4 protein-coding genes are annotated in these 20,927 nt (G+C 69.6%); all 4 read left to right on the top strand.

Going from position 1 to position 20,927, the window contains the following annotated elements; all coding sequences use genetic code 11:
• The first annotated feature begins 9 nt into the window (after window positions 1–9).
• From OZ403_RS22385 to OZ403_RS22370, 4 genes are read left to right on the top strand one after another with little or no spacing between them, the layout of a single operon-like run.
• Complete coding sequence (locus tag OZ403_RS22385) at window positions 10–2,172, top strand: beta-ketoacyl synthase N-terminal-like domain-containing protein (protein WP_442929604.1); 2,163 nt, start codon at window positions 10–12, stop codon at window positions 2,170–2,172.
• The gene (locus OZ403_RS22380; protein WP_268781683.1) at window positions 2,172–6,437 is read left to right on the top strand and encodes a type I polyketide synthase; all 4,266 of its coding nucleotides are present in this window, start codon (window positions 2,172–2,174) and stop codon (window positions 6,435–6,437) included. The genes OZ403_RS22385 and OZ403_RS22380 overlap by 1 nt, the downstream gene beginning before the upstream one ends.
• Window positions 6,434–15,355 carry a non-ribosomal peptide synthetase/type I polyketide synthase gene (locus OZ403_RS22375; RefSeq protein WP_268781682.1) on the top strand — a complete coding sequence of 2,974 codons (8,922 nt, stop codon included), beginning with the start codon at window positions 6,434–6,436 and terminating at the stop codon, window positions 15,353–15,355. Before OZ403_RS22380 ends, OZ403_RS22375 begins: the two co-directional genes overlap by 4 nt.
• A gap of 10 nt (window positions 15,356–15,365) precedes the next feature.
• Window positions 15,366–20,927 (top strand): type I polyketide synthase, encoded by a 5,562-nt coding sequence (locus OZ403_RS22370; RefSeq protein WP_268781681.1) that lies wholly within the window; start codon window positions 15,366–15,368, stop codon window positions 20,925–20,927.

The following is a 20,927-nucleotide window of genomic DNA, read 5'->3' as shown; positions in this document are numbered from 1 at the left end:
CGTCTCCCCATGTCGGACTGCCCGCGTACGCTCTGGCAAATGCTATGTGATGGGATTGATGCAACGGGGGACATCCCGTCCGGGCGCTGGCCTTCGGCCGCGCTCTTCGACGCGGCGCCTGATCGCCCCGGGACGATTCGCAACCGCAAGGCCGGACTGATTGAAGGCGTGGAGCTGGCCGACCCCGCGGCGTTCCGGCTGTCGAAGCGGGAGCTGCGGCAGATGGACCCGCAGCACCGTCTCCTCTTCGAGTGTGCATGGCATGCGCTAGAGGATGCGGGCCTGCCCTTCGACGCCGTTCGGGGAAGCCGCACGGGCGTCTTCATGGGCGTCAACTTCAGCGACTTCCAGCGGATGCTGGCGCGGGACTGGTCCGCGCTGGATGGCTATTCCGTCCTGGGAACGACGGCGTCCTTCGCGGCCAACCGGCTCTCCTACGCGTTTGATTTCCGAGGGCCCAGCACCGTGTCGAGCGTGGGGTGTGCCTCCTCGACGGTGGCCCTCCATGAGGCGTGCCGGAGCTTGATGCTGGGCGAGGTGGAGATGGCCCTCGCCGGGGGCGTCGAGCTGATGCTGTCGCCGGACAGCAGCATCATGCTGTCCCAGGCCGGCGTGTTCTCCGAGCGAGGGCAGTGCCGGACCCTGGATGCCCGGGCGGACGGCTACGTGCGCGGGGAGGGCGCTGGCGTCGTCGTCCTCAAGCGCCTGTCCAAGGTTGAGCCCGGTGACCGCGTGTACGCGGTGATTCGGGGCAGCGCCGTCAATCACAACGGCCGGAACGAGTGGATCATGGCGCCCAGCGCCTCGGCGCAGGCGGACGTCATCCGGCAGGCGTGTGAGCAGGGCGGGGTGGCTCCGGCGAGCATCGACTACATCGAGCTGCACGGTTCGTCGTTCCTCAAGGGCGACGCGGCCGAGGCGGAGGCGATCGGGGAGGCGCTCGGGACGCAGCGGCCAGTGCCCTGCAGGCTCGGCGCCATCAGCAACAACGTGGGGTACCTGGGCGCCGCGGCGGGCATCGCGCAGTTCATCAAGGTGTGCCTGTCTCTGCACCACCGCACGTTGGCGCCGACGATTCACGTGGATGAGCCCAACCCGCTGGTTTCGTTCGACGCGCTCGGGCTGAGCATCCAGACGGAGCTGGAGCCCTGGGCCGCTCGGGAGCCTGGCGTGCCTCTGCGAGCGGGCATCGTGTCCACGTCCCTGGGCGGTGCCAACGGCTTCGTGGTCCTGGAGGCAGCTCCGGCGGCGGTGCTGGAGAGGACGCCAGCGCCGGTCCATTTCCTGGTGCTCTCGGCGCTCTCTCAGGACGCGCTTCGTCAGCGAGCGCTCCAGCTTCGGGACTTCCTCGCCGCGACGCCGGACTCAGTGGCGACGCTAGAGGACATCTGCTTCACGGCGGCGCTCAAGCGTCAGCACCACCGTCACCGTGCCGCGGTGATTGCGGGCGACCGTGCTGGGCTCGTGGCGCTCCTGGATTCGCTTGCGACGTCGAGTGGGACGACGCTCCTCGCACAAGAGGGCATGCCGCTGGAGCAGGTGGAGGCCGGCCGTGTCTTCGTCGCGGATGGGGCCGTGCCGCCCGAGGTCTTCCCGGAGAGTGCAGGGCGCTGCGTGAGCCTGCCGGTCTACCCCTTCCAGCGTCAGCGCCTGTGGCCCGAGTGGCTTTCATCCGATGAAGTCTGCCGCTCACCCAAGGACGCGCGGCCGGATGCCGCCACCCTGCTTCAGGCCGCCGCGGTGGCCGCCGGGGATGCTTCCCGCGTTCCCGATGTGCATGGGGAGGCCCAGATGCGGGCGTTCCTGCGCGGGCACCTCGCGGACGTGCTGGAGGTCGAGCCCGCGACGCTCGATGTGCAGGGGCGGACCTTCTTCGAGCTGGGCCTGAACTCCATTGGGGCCACGTTGCTGAAGGAGCGCATCTCGCGGGCGCTCGAGCTCCGGCTGTCGACGACGCTCTTCTTCGAGCTGCCCCGGCTGGAGCCGCTGGCGAAGCGGCTGCTGTCCCTGCTGGAGGCGCGGCGTGGCCGCCTGCCGTCGGACCCGGGCGACGTGAGCGCGTCCGAGCAGGAGGAGCAGGGCCTGATGGAGCGCATTGCCGGGCTGTCCGAGGACGAAGCGCGCGAGCAGATCGCCCGGACGCTGGCGGAACTCAGCCTGGAGGTCGCGTGATGAACCGAAAGGACGGATTCGTGGCGGAGTTGTCGCCACTCCAGCAGGCGCTGCTGACCATCGAGAAGCTGCAGAAGAAGCTGGTCGCGGCCTCGAATGGTGAGCGGGAGCCGATTGCCATCATCGGCATGGCCTGCCGCTTTCCGGGGGGCGCCACCAGCCCCGCGAAGTTCCGTGACCTGCTGTGGGGGGCAGGGGAGGCGCTGACGGAGATTCCCAGCGACCGGCGGGCGCTCCAGGGGCTCTATGACCCGGACCCCTCCAGGCCCGGGAAGCTGTCCATGCGCCGCGCCGGCTTCGTCGACGAGGTGGACCGGTTCGACGCGGAGTTCTTCCACATCTCCCGGCGTGAAGCCGAGGGGATGGACCCGCAGCAGCGCTTCTTCCTGGAGGTGAGCTGGGAGGCTCTGGAGGACGCTGGCATTCCCCCGCACCGCCTCCAGGGGACGCGGACCGGTGTCTTCGCGGGTGTCCACGCGAAGGACTACGCATTCGTCACGGGGGGCGGGCTGGAGAAGGTGAGCGCCCACTACTCCACGGGTGTGGACGCCAGCTATGTGGCGGGCCGGCTGTCGTACCTCCTCGGGCTCGAAGGGCCGAGCATGGCGGTGGACACCGCGTGCTCGTCATCTCTGTCCGCCGTGCACCTGGCGTGTCAGAGCCTGCGGACGGAGGAGTCGACGCTCGCCATCACCGGAGGCGTGAAGCTCATCCTGGCGCCGCAACTCAGCGTGTTCCTGTCCAAGGCGGGAGCCCTGTCCCCCAGCGGCCACTGCCGCACGTTCGACCGGGACGCGGACGGCATGGTCCAGGGGGAAGGCTGTGGCGTGGTCGTCCTGAAGCGGCTGCGGGACGCCGTTCGGGATGGCGACCGCATCCTCGCGACCTTACGCGGCACGGGCATGAACCACGACGGCGCGAGCGGTGGCCTCACGGTGCCGAATGTCGGGGCGCAGGAAGCGCTGTACCGGCGCGTGTTGCAGCGCGCGGGCATCGAGCCCGGGCAAGTGGACTACCTGGAAGCGCACGGGACGGGAACGCGGCTGGGAGATCCCATCGAGCTGGACGGCGTGTCGCGCGTCTATGGCGCATCGCGGCCGTCGGAGCGCCCGCTGTGGATTGGATCCGTCAAGCCGAACATCGGTCACACGGAGGCCGCGGCCGGCATCGCGGGACTCATCAAGGCCGTCCTGGTGCTCCAGGCGGGCGAGGTGCCTCCTTCCATCAACTTCGAGCACCCGACCCCGGAGTTCACGTGGGAGGGCTCAGGGCTCGCGGTGCCTCGAGCGCGCACGTCCCTGGCGGAGAAGGACGGCCCTCATCGCGTCGCCGTGAGCTCGTTTGGGATGAGCGGTGTGAATGCGCATGCGCTCGTCGAGGCGTACGCGGAGGCCACCCATGCCGCCGTGGAAGCCGGGCCGTATGTATTGCCCCTCTCCGCGCGCTCGGAGCCCGCGTTGCGCACGCTGGCGGCGTCATGGCTCCGGTATGTGTCGGAGGCAGGACCTGGAACGCGGCTCCAGGATGCGTGCTTCACGGCGGGCGCTGGACGCTCACACCATGCGCACCGTGCGGCGCTCGTGGCGAGGACGCCCGAGGCGCTTCGCACGGCCCTTCACGCTGTCGCGGAGGGACGCGATGCGCCGGGTGTCACTCGAGTTTCAAGTGAGGGCGAGCCCGTCTTCCTCTTCGGGGGCACGGAGCCCGAGGTCAACCGGCTGATGCGTGAGCTGCTGGGCCGGGACGTCTTCCGAGCCCACGCGGAGAAGGTGGACGCGGTCGTCCGGCAGGTGGCGGGGTCGTCCGTCATCGAGCAGGTAGCGGGAGGGCACGCGGGCGAAGGCCACCCGGTGGCCGTTCTCCTCGTGCTGCAGCTCGCGCTGGCGGAGCTCTGGCGCGCGTGCGGTCTGACCCCCGCCGCTGTTTCGGGAGCCGGCGTGGGAGCGCTCTCGGCAGGAGTGGTCGCGGGAGCACTCGGCGTGGAAGACGCCGTGCGGCTCGCCTTGCAACTGGCTCCAGCGCAGCCCGTGCGTCCTCAACCCGTGAAGTGCCCGTTCTTCTCCACCGTCGATGACACCTGGGTCGAAGCGGGCGCCACGGTGCCGGACGCGTACTGGGAGAGACAGCGCGCTGCGGTGAGCGACCTGGCGTCGTCCGTGGCGCACCTGTGTGCGCGGAACGCCTCGGCTTTCATCCAGGTCTCTTGTGAGGCTTCCGTTGGGGAGGCGTTGGAGGCCGCTGCACGAAGCCGTGGGAGCAAGGCCGTCATCCTGCGTGCGAGCAGGCCCGGTGATGAGGCCTGGACGGGTGTCCTGGGCGTCGTCGCGGGAGGGTACTCCTCCGGAGGCTCCATTCGTTTCGAGGCGCTCTTCACGGGGGCGCGCAAGACGGTGGTTCCGACGTACCCGTGGCAGCGTGAGCGCTACTGGTGGGACGGAGAGGTCGCTCCAGCGCCGAGCAGCGTGCAGACCGTCCGGGATGCATCCCCCCGGGACCTCTTCTGCGAACTCACGTGGCATGCGCGGACGGTGGGGCAGGAGCCCGTGGACGCGGAGGGGCGCTGGCTCATCGTGAGCATGCAGCAGGCTGCCGCGGAATCGCTTCGGCAGGCCCTGTCCACCGCCGGGGGCTCGGTGCGCGTGGCCAACGTGGCCCCCGAGCAGGCGTCGGTGCTGCGGGAGTGGCTGTCTGAGAGCCTGGCGCCTCGAGGCGTCATCTACCTGTCGGGTTCGGAGCACCCCGAATCACTGGAAGGGCTGCACACATCGGTTCAGCGAGAGGTCCACGCGGCGGCGTCGCTCGTGCAGACCCTGGCGCGGCAGTCGGTGCCCACGCTGCCCCGGTTGTTCCTCGTCACCCAGGGCGCGCAAGCCGCTGGCGAAGCGGCTGGACCGGCGGCGATCGCTGGCGCGCCACTGTGGGGCCTGGGACGCGTCGTCGCCTACGAGCACCCGGAGCTTGCTTGCAAGCGCATCGACATCGAACCCGCGGCCTTCGGTGCGCTGGTGACAGAGTTGGCGCGCAAGGTCCCTGCTGCCGCTGACGACGACGAGGTCGTGCTGCGCGGCGAGCGGCGGCTGGTGCCCTCGCTCACGCAGACACAAACGATTCCGGAAGGCGCGGGAGCGTTTCGTCCCCGGCATGACCGCACGTATCTGATTACCGGTGGGCTCGGTGGAATCGGACTGCGGCTCGCCTCCTGGCTGGTGGAGCGCGGCGCGCGGCACCTTGCCCTGTGTGGAAGAAAGGGCGAGACCGACGAGGCCCGGCAGGCCCTGGCGCCGTTGCGTGCGGCGGGCGCGCGGGTGGAGACCTTCCGCGTCGATGTGAGCCGCCCGGAGTCGGTGGCGGAGATGCTGGCTGCCGTCCGCCGAGGCGGAGCGCCGCTGGGGGGCATCTTCCACAGCGCGGGTGTGCTGGCGGACAGTTCGTTGTTGCAGTGGGAGCTCCAGGACTTCGAAACGGTCATGGGCCCCAAGGTCGACGGTGCCTGGAACCTCCATGCGCTGGCCACCGACACCACCCTCGAGCACTTCGTCCTGTTCTCGTCGACGGCGTCGTTGATCGGCTCGCCGGGGCAGGCCAGCTACGCCGCGGCCAATGCATTCCTCGATGCGCTGGCGCACTTCCGTCGCGCACGGGGTCTGCCGGCCATCAGTCTCAACTGGGGGAGCTGGGGCGAGGTCGGCATGGCCGTCGCGGATGCTCGGCGTGGCGACCGGCTGGCGGAGCGGGGCATGTCGCCCATGTCCGTGGACGAAGCCCTGGCGTCCATGGCGCTGGTGCTCGCGGAGAACCGCGTCACCCGGGGCATCGCGCGCTTCGATGTGACGCGATGGACCGCCAGCCATCCCTCCATCGTGGCGTCGTCGCTGTTCCGGCCCGCTTCTGTCTCCGATGACGTTCCTGACGTCGTGGAGGCGCCTCGCAAGCTGCGCGAGGTGTTGCTCGCGCTGGAAGGCTCCGCGCGCCGTGGCGTCCTGGAGGCGCGTCTCAAGGAGATGGTCAGCGAGGTCGGAAAGATTCCGACGGCGAAGCTCTCGTCCACGGACTCGTTCGACGCGCTGGGGTTCGACTCCATCATGGCGCTCGAGTTGCGGGACATGGTGCTGGGCGAACTCGACGTGAGCATGCCTCTCAAGAGTTTCGTCGATGAACGTTCCATCGAGCAGGTGACGGCTGAGCTTCTCGAAAAGCTCGCTGTGGCCAGTGTGCTCGGCGCTGCCTCCTCGGAGCGCAATGATTCGAAGCGGGTCCTGCTATGACATTGAATGAGCTTCTTCAGGCCCTGGCCGGGCATGGCATCAAGCTGTCGGTGGAGGGGGACCGCCTGGCGGTCGACTCGCCCACAGGCGAGATTCCGGGAGCGCTGCGCGAGCAGCTCGTGGCGAACAAGGCGGCGCTGCTGACCTTGCTGTCGGAGCAGCGCGTGCCCCAGGCGGAGACGCTGCCGCAAATCACGCCCCGGCCCGAGGAGCGGCACGAGCCGTTCCCGATGACGGAGATCCAGCAGGCCTACAGCGTGGGCCGGCAGGCCGAGCTCGAGATGAACGCGGCGATGCACGCGTACAACGAGATCGACTGCCACGCGCTCGACCTGGCCCGCTTCGAGGACGCCTGGAACCTGCTCATCGCCCGCCACGAGATGCTTCGGGTGGTGGCGCTCCCGGGCTTCCAGCAGCGCATCCTCCCCGACGTGCCGCGCTACGTCCTGCCCGTGGAGGACCTGCGCGGACGCGAACTGGAAGAGACGGAGGCTCGCTTCCAGGCCATCCGCGAGCGCCTGTCGCAGCAGGTGCTGGCGCTTGACCAGTGGCCGTTGTTCGAGCTCCGAGTGTGCCAGCTCGATGGGGGCCGTTCGCGCCTCTTCATGAGCATCGATGGGACCTTCATCGATGGTTACAGCTTCCAGATTCTCTACCGGGAGCTCGTCCACCTCTACAAACACCTGGGTGGGGCGCCCGCGCTTCCCCAACTGGACCTGTCCTTCCGTGACTACGCGCTGGCGGTGCAGCATGCGCGCGGTGCTCGTTATGCGCGTTCGCTCGAGTACTGGCGCTCCCGCCTTCCGAACCTCCCGCCCGCGCCGGACCTCCCGCTCGACAAGGACCCGGGTTCACTCCGGCGTCCCCGCTTCGGGCGCGTGTTCGAACGGCTGGGGCCGGATATCTGGCAGCCGCTCAAGCAGCGAGCCCGCGCGCGCAAGCTGACGGAGCCGGAGCTGCTGCTGGCGGCGTACGCGGAGGTCATGGCGCGCTGGAGCCGCAGCCCTCGCTTCACGCTCAACGTCCCGCACTTCAACCGGCTGCCCCTTCATCCCCAGGTCAATGAGATTGTCGGCACCTTCGCCAGCTTCACGCTGATCGAGGTGGACCACCGGCCGGAGCGCACATTCACGGAGCGGGCGCTGGCCATCCGGGATCAGCTCTTCCTGGCGCTGGAGCACCGAGAGGTCAGCGGCGTCGAGCTGCTGCGCGAGCTGTTCCGGGCCCAGGGGCGTATCGCGGGCGCCATCATGCCCGTGGTGATGACGAGCTTCGCGTCTCACTCCAAGAGCAAGGACTCGCACTGGGTCGACTTCCTGGCGGAGGAGTTCGGCGAGCTCATCGAGGCGCTGACGCAGACGCCCCAGGTGTGGATCGACCTGCAGATTGTCTACCAGCGGGGCGGCGTCTTCCTGAACTGGGACGTGGCGGAGGAGCTGTTCCCGTCCGGCATGATTGAAGACATGTTCTCCAGCTTCTGCGCGCTGCTGCGGCGCCTGGCGGAGGACGACGCGGCGTGGGACCAGCCGGGGCTGGACACCCGTCCGGTCCGGCAGGTGGAGCTGCTGGCCCGCGTCAACGACACGGCGCGCCCGAGGAGCGGGGAGTTGCTCCACACCGGCTTCTACCGCCACGCCGCGGCGCGCCCGGACGCCCTGGCGCTGGCCTCGTCGAGCGTCAGCCTGAGCTATGGCGAGCTCGCCCGGCGCTCCAGCCGGCTCGGACATGCGCTGCGCGAGCGTGGCGCCGCGCCCAACCGCATCGTCGCGATTGTGATGGAGAAGGGGTGGGAGCAGGTCGTGGCCGCGCTGGGCGTTCTCAGCTCGGGAGCGGCGTACCTGCCCATCGACGCGGGGCTGCCGCACGAGCGGCGCGTCTTCATGATGCGGAACGGCGGGGCCGAGCTGGCGGTGACGCAGCCGAAGTTCGCCCAGGAGTCCTGGCCCGAAGGGGTGCAGGTGCTCGTCGTCACGCCGGACGCCTTCAGCGAGTACAGCGAAGCGCCGCTGGCGCCCGTGCAGAAGCCCGAGGACCTGGCGCACATCCTCTACACCTCCGGCTCCACGGGACAGCCCAACGGGGCCATGCTCACCCACGCGGGGATGGTCAACGGCGTGGAGTGGACGAACCGGAAGTTCGGCGTCGGGCCGGATGACCGCGTCATCGCGCTCAGCGCGCTCCACCACGACTTCTCCGTCTACGACGTCTTCGGCACCCTGAGCGCGGGCGCGGCCTTGGTCATGCCGGACGCCTCCTCGCGCAGGGACCCCTCCCACTGGGCCGAGCTGATGTCCCGTCATGGCGTCTCCATCTGGAGCACCGTGCCGGCGATGATGGAGATGCTGCTGACGTATCTCGAAGGCAGCAACGCCCGGCTGACCTGCCCGCTGCGTCTGGTGATGCTCGGAGGAGATTGGCTCCCCGTCACCATGCCCGCGCGGCTGCGGGCGAAGTTCGGCGACGTGAAGCTGATGAGCGTCGGCGGCCCGACGGAGACGTCCCTGTGGAACATCTCCCATCCAGTCGTCGAAGCCGACGAGCGGCGCCGCAGCATCCCGTACGGCAAGCCCATCTCGAACACGAAGTACTACGTGCTGGACGAGCACCTGGACGAGCGCCCCATCTGGGTGCCCGGCGAGCTGTGCTGCGCGGGCGTGGGTGTGGCGCTGGGCTACGTGGGCGAGGGTGCGGGCTCGAAGAAGTTCACCGTGCATCCACGGACGGGGGAGCGCCTCTACCGCACCGGTGACCTCGGCCGGTACCTGCCGGATGGCACCATCGAGTTCCTCGGCCGCGTCGACTTCCAGCTCTCCATCCGTGGACAGCGCATCGAGCCGGGTGAAATCGAGGCCGCGTTGCTCCAGGAGCCGAGCATCAGCGCGGCGGTGGTCGGGGCGGTCGGCGAGCACCACGAAAAGCGCCTGGTCGCCTACGTCGTCCCCTCGGACACGAAGCGCGGTGTGGAGACCCGGCACGTCCGCGAGTTCCTGTCGCGCAAGCTGCCCGAACACCTGGTCCCATCGACCTACGTCGTGTTGGAGGCGCTGCCGCTGACCCGCAACGCGAAGGTGGACCGCAAGGCGCTGCCTCATCCGGACCACGTCGCCCGGCCCACGCAGCGCGAGGAGAGCAAGCCCGCTGCCGCCGTCCGTCCAGGCCGTGAGGCCCAGGCGCTTCAGCAGTCCATCGCGAAGGCCGTGGCGGAAGTGCTGGGTGTTCCCGACGTCCACCCGGACCGGAACTTCTTCGAGCTGGGCGCCAACTCGGTACACCTCATAAAGCTCCACCTCGAGCTCAAGGAAAAGCTGGGGCTAACGGTTCCCGTCACGGACCTGTTCGGCAGGCCCACCGTCAAGGTGCTCGCGGCCAGGCTCGCGGCGGCGGGCGGTGAGGCGAAGCCCGAGGTGGCACTCGCGCCGCGCGAGGAGACGCCGCGGACGCAGGATGCGCGGGACATCGCCATCATCGGCTTGAGCTGCCGCTTCCCCGGGGCGTCGACGCCCGAGCAGTTCTGGCAGAACCTGATGCAGGGCGTGGAGTCGGTGGGCACCTTCACCGATGACGAGCTGCTGGCCGCGGGTGTCAGTCCGGAGGCGTTCCAGAATCCCGGGTACGTCCGCTCGTCGGCGGTGATGGAGGACTTTGACGCCTTCGACGCGGAGTTCTTCTCGCTGACGCCCCGCGAGGCGCGCGCGTTGGATCCGCAGCAGCGGGTGTTCCTGGAGTGCGCCTGGGAGGCGCTGGAGGACGCGGGCTATCCGCCGTCGGAGCGTAACGGGCTCGTGGGCGTGTATGCCGGGAAGAGCGTCAGCCACTACCGCTATCCCTATCCGGACCTGACGCGGCCCATCGGCTTCTTCCAGGACCTGATGGCCCAGGACAAGGACTTCCTGGCCACGCAGGTGTCCTACAAGCTCGACCTGCGCGGGCCCAGCATCAACGTCCAGACGGCGTGCTCCACGTCCCTGGTCGCGGTGTCCGCGGCGTGCGCGGCGCTGAATGAGGGCAGCTGCGACCTCGCGCTCGCGGGCGGCGTGGCCATCAAGGTCCCCCACCGCGTGGGCTACTTGTACGAGGAAGGCAGCGTCTTCTCGCGCGATGGCCACTGCCGTCCCTTCGACGCCGGGGCCAACGGAACCATTCCGGGAAGCGGCGCTGGCATCGTGGTCCTCAAGCGCCTGAGCCAGGCGCTGGCGGATGGAGACCGGGTGCTCGCCGTCATCAAGGGCTCCGCCATCAACAACGACGGGCACCGCAAGGTGGGCTTCATGGCGCCCGGCGTCGAGGGCCAGACGGACGTAGTGCGCCGTGCGCATCAGCACGCGAAGGTGGACCCGCGGACCATCTCCTATGTCGAAGCCCATGGCACCGGAACGTCCATTGGCGACCCCATTGAAGTCTCCGCGCTGACGGAGGCGTTTGGGGGACAGGTCCAGACGCAGTCGTGCGGCCTGGGCTCGGTGAAGGGCAACATCGGCCACCTCGACAGCGCGGCGGGCATCGCTGGGCTCATCAAGGTCGTGCTGGCACTTCAGCACCGCACGTTGCCGCCCACGCTCCACTACCAGTCGCCGAACCCGCGGCTGGAGCTCCACAAGACGCCTTTCTACGTGGTGGACAAGGCCCGGCCGTGGACCGCGACGCAGGGCGTCCTGCGGGCGGGGCTCAGTTCGTTCGGCATCGGCGGCACCAACGCCCACATGGTCCTCGAAGAGGCGCCGCCGCAGACGACGCCAGCGCCGGACGCGCAGCAAGTGGACCGCTCGCGGCACCTCCTGGCGCTCTCGGCGCGGAGCCCGGAGGCCCTGCGGCAGCTCGTGGGCCGCTACCGGGCGGTGCTCGAGGCGCCGGGCGCATCGCTCGCGGACGTGTGCTTCTCCGCGAACACCGGCCGTGTTGCCTTCGACCACCGGATCGCGGTGGTGGGCGCGGACGCCGCGCAGGTGGCCGCCGTCCTGAGCGCTGCGGAGCGGAAGGAAGAGCACCCGGGGTTCGTTCAGGGAGAGGCTGACGCGAAGCAGGCGGTGAAGGTCGCGTTCCTGTTCTCCGGTCAGGGCTCGCAGTACGTCGGAGCCGCGCGTGAGCTGTACCAGACGCACCCGGGCTTCCGCCGGCGCATCGACTCGTTCGACCAGATGCTCCGTGAGTATTGGGACCGTTCGCTGATCTCCGTCCTCTACGCGGAGCCGGGGACGCCATCGCCCATCGACCAGCTCGACTACGCCCAGCCGGTGGTCTTCGTGTTGGAGTACGCGCTGGCCGAGCTGTGGATGTCGTGGGGCATCCAGCCGGACGTAGTGCTGGGACACAGCACGGGCGAGCTGGCGGCGGCCTGCATCGCGGGCGTGTTCAGCGTGGAGGATGGCCTGAAGCTGGCCGTTCACCGCGGCCGGTTGATTCAGCAGCTTCCGGAGGGAAGCAACATCGCGGTCTCCGCCGCGGAGCCGGAGCTGCGCCAGTTCCTCGCCCAGGGTGGTTGGGCCAGCTCCATCGCGGCCGTCAACGGGCCGGACAACATCGTCATCTCCGGCATCCCCGCGGAGATTGTGGAGATAGGCCGGGCGCTGGACGCGAAGGGCTACAAGGTCAAGCGGCTGAACATCCCGCGCGCGGCCCACTCGGTGATGATGGAGGCCATCCTCCCGGAGTTCCGGGCCGTCGCCGCGACGCTGCGTTATTCGCCGCCGTCGATTCCGATGGTCTCCGGGATGACGGGCGAGCTCATCACCGACGGGCTCTGCACGCCGGACTACTGGTGCAGCCAGCTTCGCAACCCGGTGCAGTTCGGCCGGGGCGTGGAGGCGTTGTACCGCGACGGCATGAGCGTCTTCGTCGAGGTCGGCCCGAAGGCGACCCTGCTCGGCATGGCGGCGCGCTCGGTGCCCGAGGGCGTGGGCACCTGGCTGCCGAGCCTGCGCGCCGATGACGGCGGCTGGCGGCAGATGCTGGAGAGTCTGGCGGCACTGTACGTGCGCGGCGTTCCGGTGGATTGGGCGGCAGTGGATGCCGGCTACCCACGGCGCAAGGTGGAAGTCCCCACCTATGCCTTCCAGCGTCAACGCTACTGGGAGGAGGGCGCGGGCCTCCAGCGTCCCAACGGGCGGAGCGTTTCCCGCGCCGAGCACCCGCTGATTGGCGAGCGCGTTCCCCTGGCCGTCCTGGATGCCGGTGAGCTGTTGTTCGAGGCTACGCTGGGGCCTGCCTCGCAGGCGTTCCTGGGTCAGCACCGCGTCTTCGGAACGCCCACACTGCCCGCGACGGGCTACGTCGAGATGGCGCTGGCCGCCGGGGCCCGGCTGTTGGGCACGACCGCGTTGGAGCTCACGGACCTGGCCATCCTCAACGCGATGACCTTCCCGAAGGATGCCGAGCGGAAGGTGCAGTGCGCCGTGCGCCGCGACGGAGAGGGCAAGGCCGCTGTGCGCATCTTCAGCCGGACGGTTGAGGGCTCGGAGCGCGCGTGGAGCCTGCATGCGACGGGAATGCTCGCCGTCCTCGGTGATGATGCATCGGGCACCGAGGCGCACGACCTCGACAGCGTGTTGAAGGACCTGCAGACCCCGCTTCCCGTCGAGGACTACTACCAGCGGGCACGGAACGCGGGCGTCGACTTCGGGCCGGAGTTCCAGGGCATCACCGAGCTGCGCCGGGAAGGCGAGCAGGTCCTGGCGCGCATCGAGCGCCCGGCGGGCCTCGGGAGCGGCGGTGGCTACCTCGCGCATCCCGCCCTGATGGATGCCTGCCTTCAGGTGGTGGGCGGCGCCTATCCGGACATGGATGGCACCGAGCTGTACGTGCCGGTGCACATCGAGCGGCTTCACGTGCTGGGCAGCATCGAAGACGGCGTGTGGAGCCATGCCGTGGTGCGGCCGGTGGATGAGGCTGGGAAGCGGCTGCGTGCGGATGTCCGCATCTTCGGAAGAGATGGAGCGCTGCGCGCCTGGGTACGCGGCCTGGAGCTTCAGCGCACGAGCCAGGAGGCGCTGCGTGCCGCGCTCTCCACCTCGCTGGATGAGTGGCTCTACGAGCGGCGGTGGGAGCCGCTCGCATTGGAGGGGAGTCGTCCGGAGACGCTGGTGCCCGCGAGCGGCGCGTGCCTTATTCTCTCGGAGCGCGACGGCACGGGGCAGCAGCTCGCACAGGTGCTGACGCGCGATGGCCGCGCCTGCTTCGTCGCCATCCGTGGCACACAGCCGCGCCGTATCGATGAGACCACCTTTGAAGTCCCTGACTCGCCCGAAGCGCTCGTGGAGGCCTTGCGCGAACTGCCGCTTCCGGCGGCACTGTCCGACGTCATCCTGATGTGGGACTCCCACACCGCGGAGGCGGAGACGCTGGATGCGGATGCGCTGGGGCAGGCGGCTCGGGTGACGGGTGGTGGCGCGCTGGGCCTGCTCCAGTTCCTGCTGGACCGTGGGTACTCCGGCACGGTGTGGCTGGTGTCGCGTGGCGCGCAGCCCGTGAAGCCGGGCGCCCCGTTGCCCGGGCTCGCCCAGTCGTTGCTGTGGGGCATGGCGCGGCCTCTGGCCATCGAGGCGTCGGAGTTGGACTGCCGGTGTGTCGACCTCGATGCCCAGGGAGAATCGAGCGCCCAGGTGGAGTTGCTCGCTCAGGAGATTCGCCGTCGCGCGGAGGTGGCGGAGGACCAGGTGGCCTATCGCGATGGCCGCTACGTCGCGCGACTCCGGAGGGTCGAGTCGCGGAAGCTGGTCGAGCCGTCCGCGGAGCGCGTCGAGGCCTTCCGGGCGGACCGCAGCTATCTCGTGGCGGGCGGGCTCGGACGCCTGGGCTTGCTGACGGCGGAGTTGCTGGCGAGCCGGGGGGCACGCAACCTGGTGCTGACAGGCCGGGGCGCTCCGGGGCCGCACGCGGCGGAACGTCTGGAGCACCTGCGCCAGCAGGGTGTCCGTGTCGAGTACCGGCAAGTCGACATCGCGGATGCGGAGCCGCTGGCCGCGCTGCTGAACGAGGTGGCACGGGACATGGCCCCTCTGGGCGGCGTGTTCCACTCGGCCGGTGTGCTGGATGACGGCGTGCTGCGGCAGCAGCGCTGGGAGCGCTTCGAGACCGTGCTGCGGCCGAAGTTGCGTGGCGCCTGGAACCTGCATCGTCTGACCGCGGGCCTGCCGCTGGACTACTTCGTGATGTTCTCCTCCGTCGCGTCGCTCGTCGGCTCGGCGGGACAGTCGAATCACTGCGCGGCGAACGCCTTCGAGGATGCGCTGGCGCACCACCGCCGTGCCCTGGGTCTTCCTGCCCTGAGCATCAACTGGGGCATCTGGGCCGGTGACGCGGGCGCCCAGGTGTCGGTGAGCGAGGAGGCTCGGACGCCGGGCTTCGGCGTCATTCCGAAGGCGCAGGGTCTGCGCGCGCTGGAGCTGCTCCTCACGTCGCGTGTTCCTCAGGTAGGCGTGGCCGCCATCGACTGGGCTGTCTTCGGAAGCGGCCGGTCCACGCCCTACGTCGCGGAGTTGCGCGAGCGGGCAGGGGGCGAGCGCACTGTGGAGCGCGCGTCGTTCCTGGACACGCTCTCGGCGGCGGCCATCGAGAATCGTCGGCAGTTGCTGATGGACTACGTGCGCGAGCAGGTGGCGTGGATGCGAGGCGTGGGCTCCGGCGAGTCCATCGACCCGGCGCGTGGGTTCCACGAGCTGGGCATCGACTCGCTGGCGGCGCTCCAGCTCAAGAACCGGCTCCAGAGCGGGCTCGGCGTGTCGCTGCCGGCGACGCTCGTCTTCAACTACCCGACGGCAGAGAAGCTCGCGATGCAGCTCATGGACGCGTTCATCCCCTTGGAGTTCACGGAGGAAGCGCGCGCCACGTCGAAGTCAGACGCCTCGGTCGAGAGCCCGCTGGAAGGGCTGGCTGAAGCCAACCTCGCGCACCTGCTCTCCGAGCAGCTGTCGAAGATGAACTAGGGACGGATCGATGTCAGCGCAAGGAAGCGATACGAGCTACGGCGAGCTGATGAAGCGCGCGCTCCTGAAGTTGCAGGAGACGCAGTCGAAGCTCGATGCCCATGAGCAGGAGCGGCACGGGGCCATTGCCATTGTCGGCATTGGCTGCCGGTTACCGGGGGGCGTCACCAGCCCTGCTGAATACTGGCGCCTGCTCTCCGAGGGCGTGGACACCGTCACCGAGATTCCATCCGACAGATGGAGCGCGGACGGCTTCTTCCATCCCGACCCGGATCATCCCGGTGGCATCTACACGCGCCACGGGAGCTTCCTGCGGGACATCGACCAGTTCGAACCGCGCTTCTTCGGCATCTCCCCGCGTGAGGCGGCGCGGATGGACCCGCAGCACCGGCTGTTACTGGAGGTCGCCTGGGAGGCCGTGGAGCGCGCCGGCCGGAATCCGACGAGCCTGAGCGGGACGCGGACTGGCGTGTTCGTCGGGATGATGGGGCAGGACTACACGCAGATTGCCACCCAGTCTCCGGAGCTCATCGACGCCCACACCGGCGCGGGGAATGGCGCGAGCGTCGCCGCGGGACGTCTGTCGTACTCCTTCGGACTCGAAGGGCCCAGCCTCACGGTCGATACCGCGTGCTCCTCGTCGCTGGTCGCGGTGCACCTGGCCATCCGCAGCCTGCGTCAGCGGGAGAGCGACTTCGCGCTGGCGGGCGGGGTGAACCTGGTCCTCTCTCCCGTCGCGACGCTGATTGAGTCGCGCACGCACATGCTGTCGCCCGATGGCCGGTGCAAGACCTTCGACGCCTCGGCGAACGGCATCGGCCGAGGGGAGGGCTGTGGGCTCGTCTTCCTGCGGCGCCTGTCGGACGCGATCGCGGATGGGGACCCCATCGTCGCGGTGATTCGCGGCTCGGCGGTGAACCAGGATGGGCGGACCAGCGGGCTCACGGTGCCCAACGGGCTTGCCCAGCAGCGCGTCATCCGGGATGCCCTGCGGGACGGACAGGTGGAGCCCGCGAAGGTGGGCTACGTCGAGGCCCACGGGACGGGGACGTCGCTGGGCGACCCCATCGAGCTGGAGGCACTCGCGTCCGTCTACTGCGCCAGGACGGGACGGCAGCAGCCGCTGATGGCCGGCTCGGTGAAGACGAACATGGGGCACCTCGAAGGTGCGTCCGGCATCGCGGGGTTGATCAAATCCGCACTGTGCCTGGCGAACGAGGAGGTCCCGCCGCATCTCCACCTGCGCACTCCCACGCCGCATGTGGATTGGAAGCAGTTGGCCATCGAAGTGCCGACCGCGCGCCGTCCGTGGCAGGGGGCGGAGTCGCGCTTCGCGGCGGTGAGCTCGTTTGGCTTCTCGGGGACGAACGCGCACGTCGTCCTGGAGTCCGCGCCACGGCCGAAGTCTCCGGTCCGGGAGGTGGAACGCCCGCGTCACGTCCTGGCGCTCTCCGCGCGCTCGAACGCCAGTCTTCGCAGGTTGGCCGGGTCCATCGCGGAGGAGCTGCCGCTGTGCCCCGCGGAAGGACTCGCGGATGTCTGCCATACGGCGAACACCGGCCGCAGCGCCATGGAAGAGCGCGCGGCCTTCACGGCTTCGACCTCCGAGGAATTGACCGAGGCGCTGCGTGCGTTCAGCCGTGGAGCGCCCACCGTCCCCGAGACCTGCGTGGAAGGCCGCCGCGACGGCGAGGCACCGCGCGTCGCGTTCCTCTTCACGGGCCAGGGTTCCCAGTACGCGGGCATGGGCCGGGAGCTGTTCGACACGCAGCCCGAGTTCCGCCGGGAACTCCTGCGCTTCGAGAACATCCTGAAGCCGCACCTGGAGCGGCCGCTCACCGAGGTGCTCTTCCAGGACACGGAAGGGGCGCTGGACGAGACGCGATACACCCAGCCCGCGCTGGTGGCGCTGGAGCTGGCTTTGGCGCACCTGCTGCGAGCGTGGGGACTGCGCGCCGACGCGGTCCTGGGCCACAGCGTGGGTGAGTACGCGGCGGCCATGTTCGCGGGCGTCCTGGAGCCCGAGGTCGGCTTGCCCCTGGTGGCTGAGCGCGCGCGGCTGATGCAGGCGCTGCCCGAGCGCGGCGCGATGCTGGCCGTGTTCGCTGAGCCGGCGCGCGTGCTGCCGCTCATCGCCGGGCATCCCCGGGTCACGCTGGCGGCCATCAATGGGCCGCGGAACACCGTCATCTCGGGGGACAACACGGTCATTGACACCGTGCACCAGGCGCTCGTGGAGGCGGGCATCGAGAGCCGGCGGCTGAAGGTGTCACACGCGTTCCACTCTCCGCTGATGCAGCCCATGCTGGCGGAGTTCGAGCGGGCCGCGAGCCGCGCCGCCTTCCAGAAGCCGCGCCTTCCCCTCATCTCGAACCTCGACGGACGCGAAGCAGGCGAGGCCATCACCCAGCCGGCCTACTGGTCCCGCCATGTCCTCCAGCCCGTACGCTTCGAGGAGGGCATCCGGACGCTCCTCCAGCGCGGGGTGCGTGTATTCGTGGAGGTGGGCCCCAAGCCCTCGCTGGCCAACCTCGCGCGGGACGTGGTGGCGGGTGAGGAGGCGCTGTGGCTGGAGACGCTTCACCCGCGCCGCTCCGACTGGGCCGGCCTGCTCCGGGCGATGTCCGAGCTGTATGTGCGCGGCGCCAGGCTGGACTGGGAGCGCTTCGATGCGGGCTATGGGCGGACTCGCAAGGCCCTGCCGACCTACCCCTTCGAGCGGCAGCGGTATTGGCTGGACGTGCCCGCGCCGTGGACGCGCACGTCGCGCCGTGCGTCGACTCACCCATTGCTGGGGACGCGTCTGGAGTCCGCCGCTTTGAAGGAGGGGACGACCGTCTTCTCCAGTGAGCTGTCGGCGGGAACCGTGCCATTCGTGGCGGACCATCGGGTGTATGGCAAGGCGGTGGTTCCCGCCGCTGCCTACGTGGAGATGCTGGCCTCGGCGGCGGCGCAGGTGCTCGGAACGGAGTCGCTGCGGCTGGAGGACATCTCCCTGCTTCAGCCGCTGGTGCTTCCCGAACAGCAGACGCGGGTCGTCCAGACGTTGCTCGAGGACCAGGGCGATGCGGGCCTTGCGTGCAAGGTGGTGAGCCGAGGGGACGAGCGCTCGGAGGAGGGCGGCGGCGGCGCGCGCACGGCCTGGGTCACCCATGTGACGTGCCGGGTGTCGGCACTGAGCTCCGTGGCCCCATCGGTGGATCGGGAGGCGTGGGGCCGTGGCTGCTCGACGCCTGTTTCCATCGATGAACTCTCCGCCGTCTTCACGCACCACGGACTCGACTATGGGCCGTCCCTGCGCGTGCTGACGTCGCTGCATCGGGGGACTGGGGCCGCGTTGTCGTTGGGCCGGGTGGAGGACCGGAGCGGGCACTACCGCGTCCACCCGGCGCTGTTCGACGGCTGCTTGCGCACGGCGGCGGCGGTGTCGCAGCTCACCGAGGAAGACGCGCTGCACCTCCCGGTGGCCTTGCAGACGCTCGACCTGTACCGGCCCCTGCCGGAGCGGGTCTGGACGTATGCGACGCAGCCTCCCCGGGAGGGGCAGGAGGGCTTCTCCGCGACGGACCTGACCCTGTGTGACGAAGAGGGCGCGGTGGTGGCCGTCGTGTCGGGGTTCTCGGTGCGCAAGGCCGAGCGCGATGTGTTGCTGCGCGGGCTCGACAACGACTTCCAGGACTGGCTGTACCGCCTCAACTGGGTGCCGCGTGCCGTCACGGAGGAAGCCCGCTCCGCGAATCAACATTGGGCCGTCTTCACCAGCGAGGACGACTTCGCATCGGACCTGGTGCAGGTGCTTTCGCAGCGTGGCGAGCGCTGCACGTTGGTTCGCAAGGGGGAGTCGTTCAGCAGCACGCCCGAGGGCTTCCGCATCAATCCCGCCAACCCGGAGGACTCTGCGCGGCTGGTCAAGGCGTGGGCGAATCAGCCTCCCACGGGGCTGTTGTACCTCTGGGGCCTCGATGAGGGGGCGCAGGCGGGTGACACAGGCGCCAGGCTCGACGTGGCTCAGGAGGCGGGGTGCCTGGGCGCGCTACGGTTGACGCAGGCCCTGGCGCATGGGCAGGGAGCGTCGCCCCGGCTGGTGCTGGTGACGCGGGGCACGCAAAGCCTGCCCTCCGATACGCACGGCGCCCGCGTCGCGCAGGCGCCGCTGTGGGGCTTCGGACAGGCCGTGGCGACGGAGTTGCCCGAACTGCGGTGCCTCCGCATCGACCTGCCCGCGGAGCCCCGGTCCGAAGACCTGGGCACATTCATGCGGGCGCTCGCGTTGCCGGATGGGGAGTCCGGCGCTGCCATTCGTGGCGGCGGTCTCTACACCCCCCGGCTCGAGCGGGCCCGTTCTCGAACGGTCGCGGCGAAGAAGGTGTCCATCGTCGCGGAGGCCACCTATCTCGTCGCGGGAGGCCTGGGGGGACTCGGCCTGCGTGCCGCCACCTGGTTGGCGGCGCAGGGCGCACGGCATCTGGTCCTGATTGGGCGCAGTGCTCCGGCTCCTGAAGCCCGCGCCCAGCTCGATGCGCTCGAGGCCCAGGGCGTGAAGGTGCGGGTCGCACGGGTAGACATCGCGTCTCACGACGCCATGGCGGACCTCTTCGCGAGCTTGCGCGAAGCCCCGCCCGTGCGCGGCATCATCCATTCGGCGGGCGTCCTCCGCGACGGAACGCTCGCCAACCAGACGCCCGAGCAGTTCCGGGAGGTGCTGGCCCCCAAGCTTCAGGGCGCGTGGAACCTCCATGTGCTCAGCCAGGGCATGGCGCTGGACTTCTTCGTCTGCTTCTCGTCCGCCGCCTCGCTCATCGGGTCTCCGGGCCAGTCGAACTACGTCGCCGCGAATGCCTTCCTCGATGCGCTGGTCCATTTGCGCCACGCGGAGGGGTTGCCCGCGCTGACGCTCAACTGGGGCTCGTGGGCGGAGACGGGCATGGCGGCACGGCTGGAGCGGGCCGCCTCCGCGCGGCCGGGGGCGCAGGGCTTCGGCGCCATTCCCGTCCAGCAGGGCTTCAGCGTACTGGAGCGGCTCATCGGGAGCGCGCAGGTCCAGTGGGGCGTCTTCCCCGTGGACTGGGCGCGGCTGGCGGAGCAACTGCCGGGGCTCGCGCGGCAGGCGCTCGTCCAGGGCTTGCTGGGGAGCGTGCCACAGCGGGTGCAAGCGCCGGCCTTCCGCGCGCAGTTGGACGCGGCGCCGCCGAATCGCAAGGCGGAGTTGCTGCGTCAGCACGTCGCGGGGCAGGTGTCCGCGACGTTGGGCATGCCGGAGTCGGAGCGGCTGTCCGGAAACGAGCGCCTGTTCGAACTGGGCGTCGATTCGCTGCTGGCCATCGAAATCAAGAACCGGCTCGCGAGCAGCCTCGGGCGAAGCCTGCGTTCAACGCTGATTTTCGACTTCCCCACGGTGAACGGGCTCGTCGCGCATCTGGCCGAAGAGCTGGGGATGGGGACCGAGGCTCAGAAGAAGCAGGAAGCATCGCGGGAGGCGCAGGGCGCGCTCTCCGCGGAGATTCAAGGGCTGTCGGAGCAGGAGCTGACATCCCTCATCGACCAGGAGCTGGAGAGCGCGCTCACCAGATGA

Source organism: Myxococcus sp. NMCA1, assembly GCF_026810205.1.
Taxonomy (GTDB): Bacteria; Myxococcota; Myxococcia; order Myxococcales; family Myxococcaceae; genus Myxococcus; species Myxococcus xanthus_A.
Note: the sequence above shows the minus strand (reverse complement) of the source record. Positions and strands in the feature narration are given on the sequence as shown.

Coding starts and splice junctions, on each gene's coding strand:
- OZ403_RS22385 (WP_442929604.1), top strand. CDS start 10: ATGTCGGACTGCCCGCGTACGCTCTGGCAAATGCTATGTGATGGGATT.
- OZ403_RS22380 (WP_268781683.1), top strand. CDS start 2,172: ATGAACCGAAAGGACGGATTCGTGGCGGAGTTGTCGCCACTCCAGCAG.
- OZ403_RS22375 (WP_268781682.1), top strand. CDS start 6,434: ATGACATTGAATGAGCTTCTTCAGGCCCTGGCCGGGCATGGCATCAAG.
- OZ403_RS22370 (WP_268781681.1), top strand. CDS start 15,366: ATGTCAGCGCAAGGAAGCGATACGAGCTACGGCGAGCTGATGAAGCGC.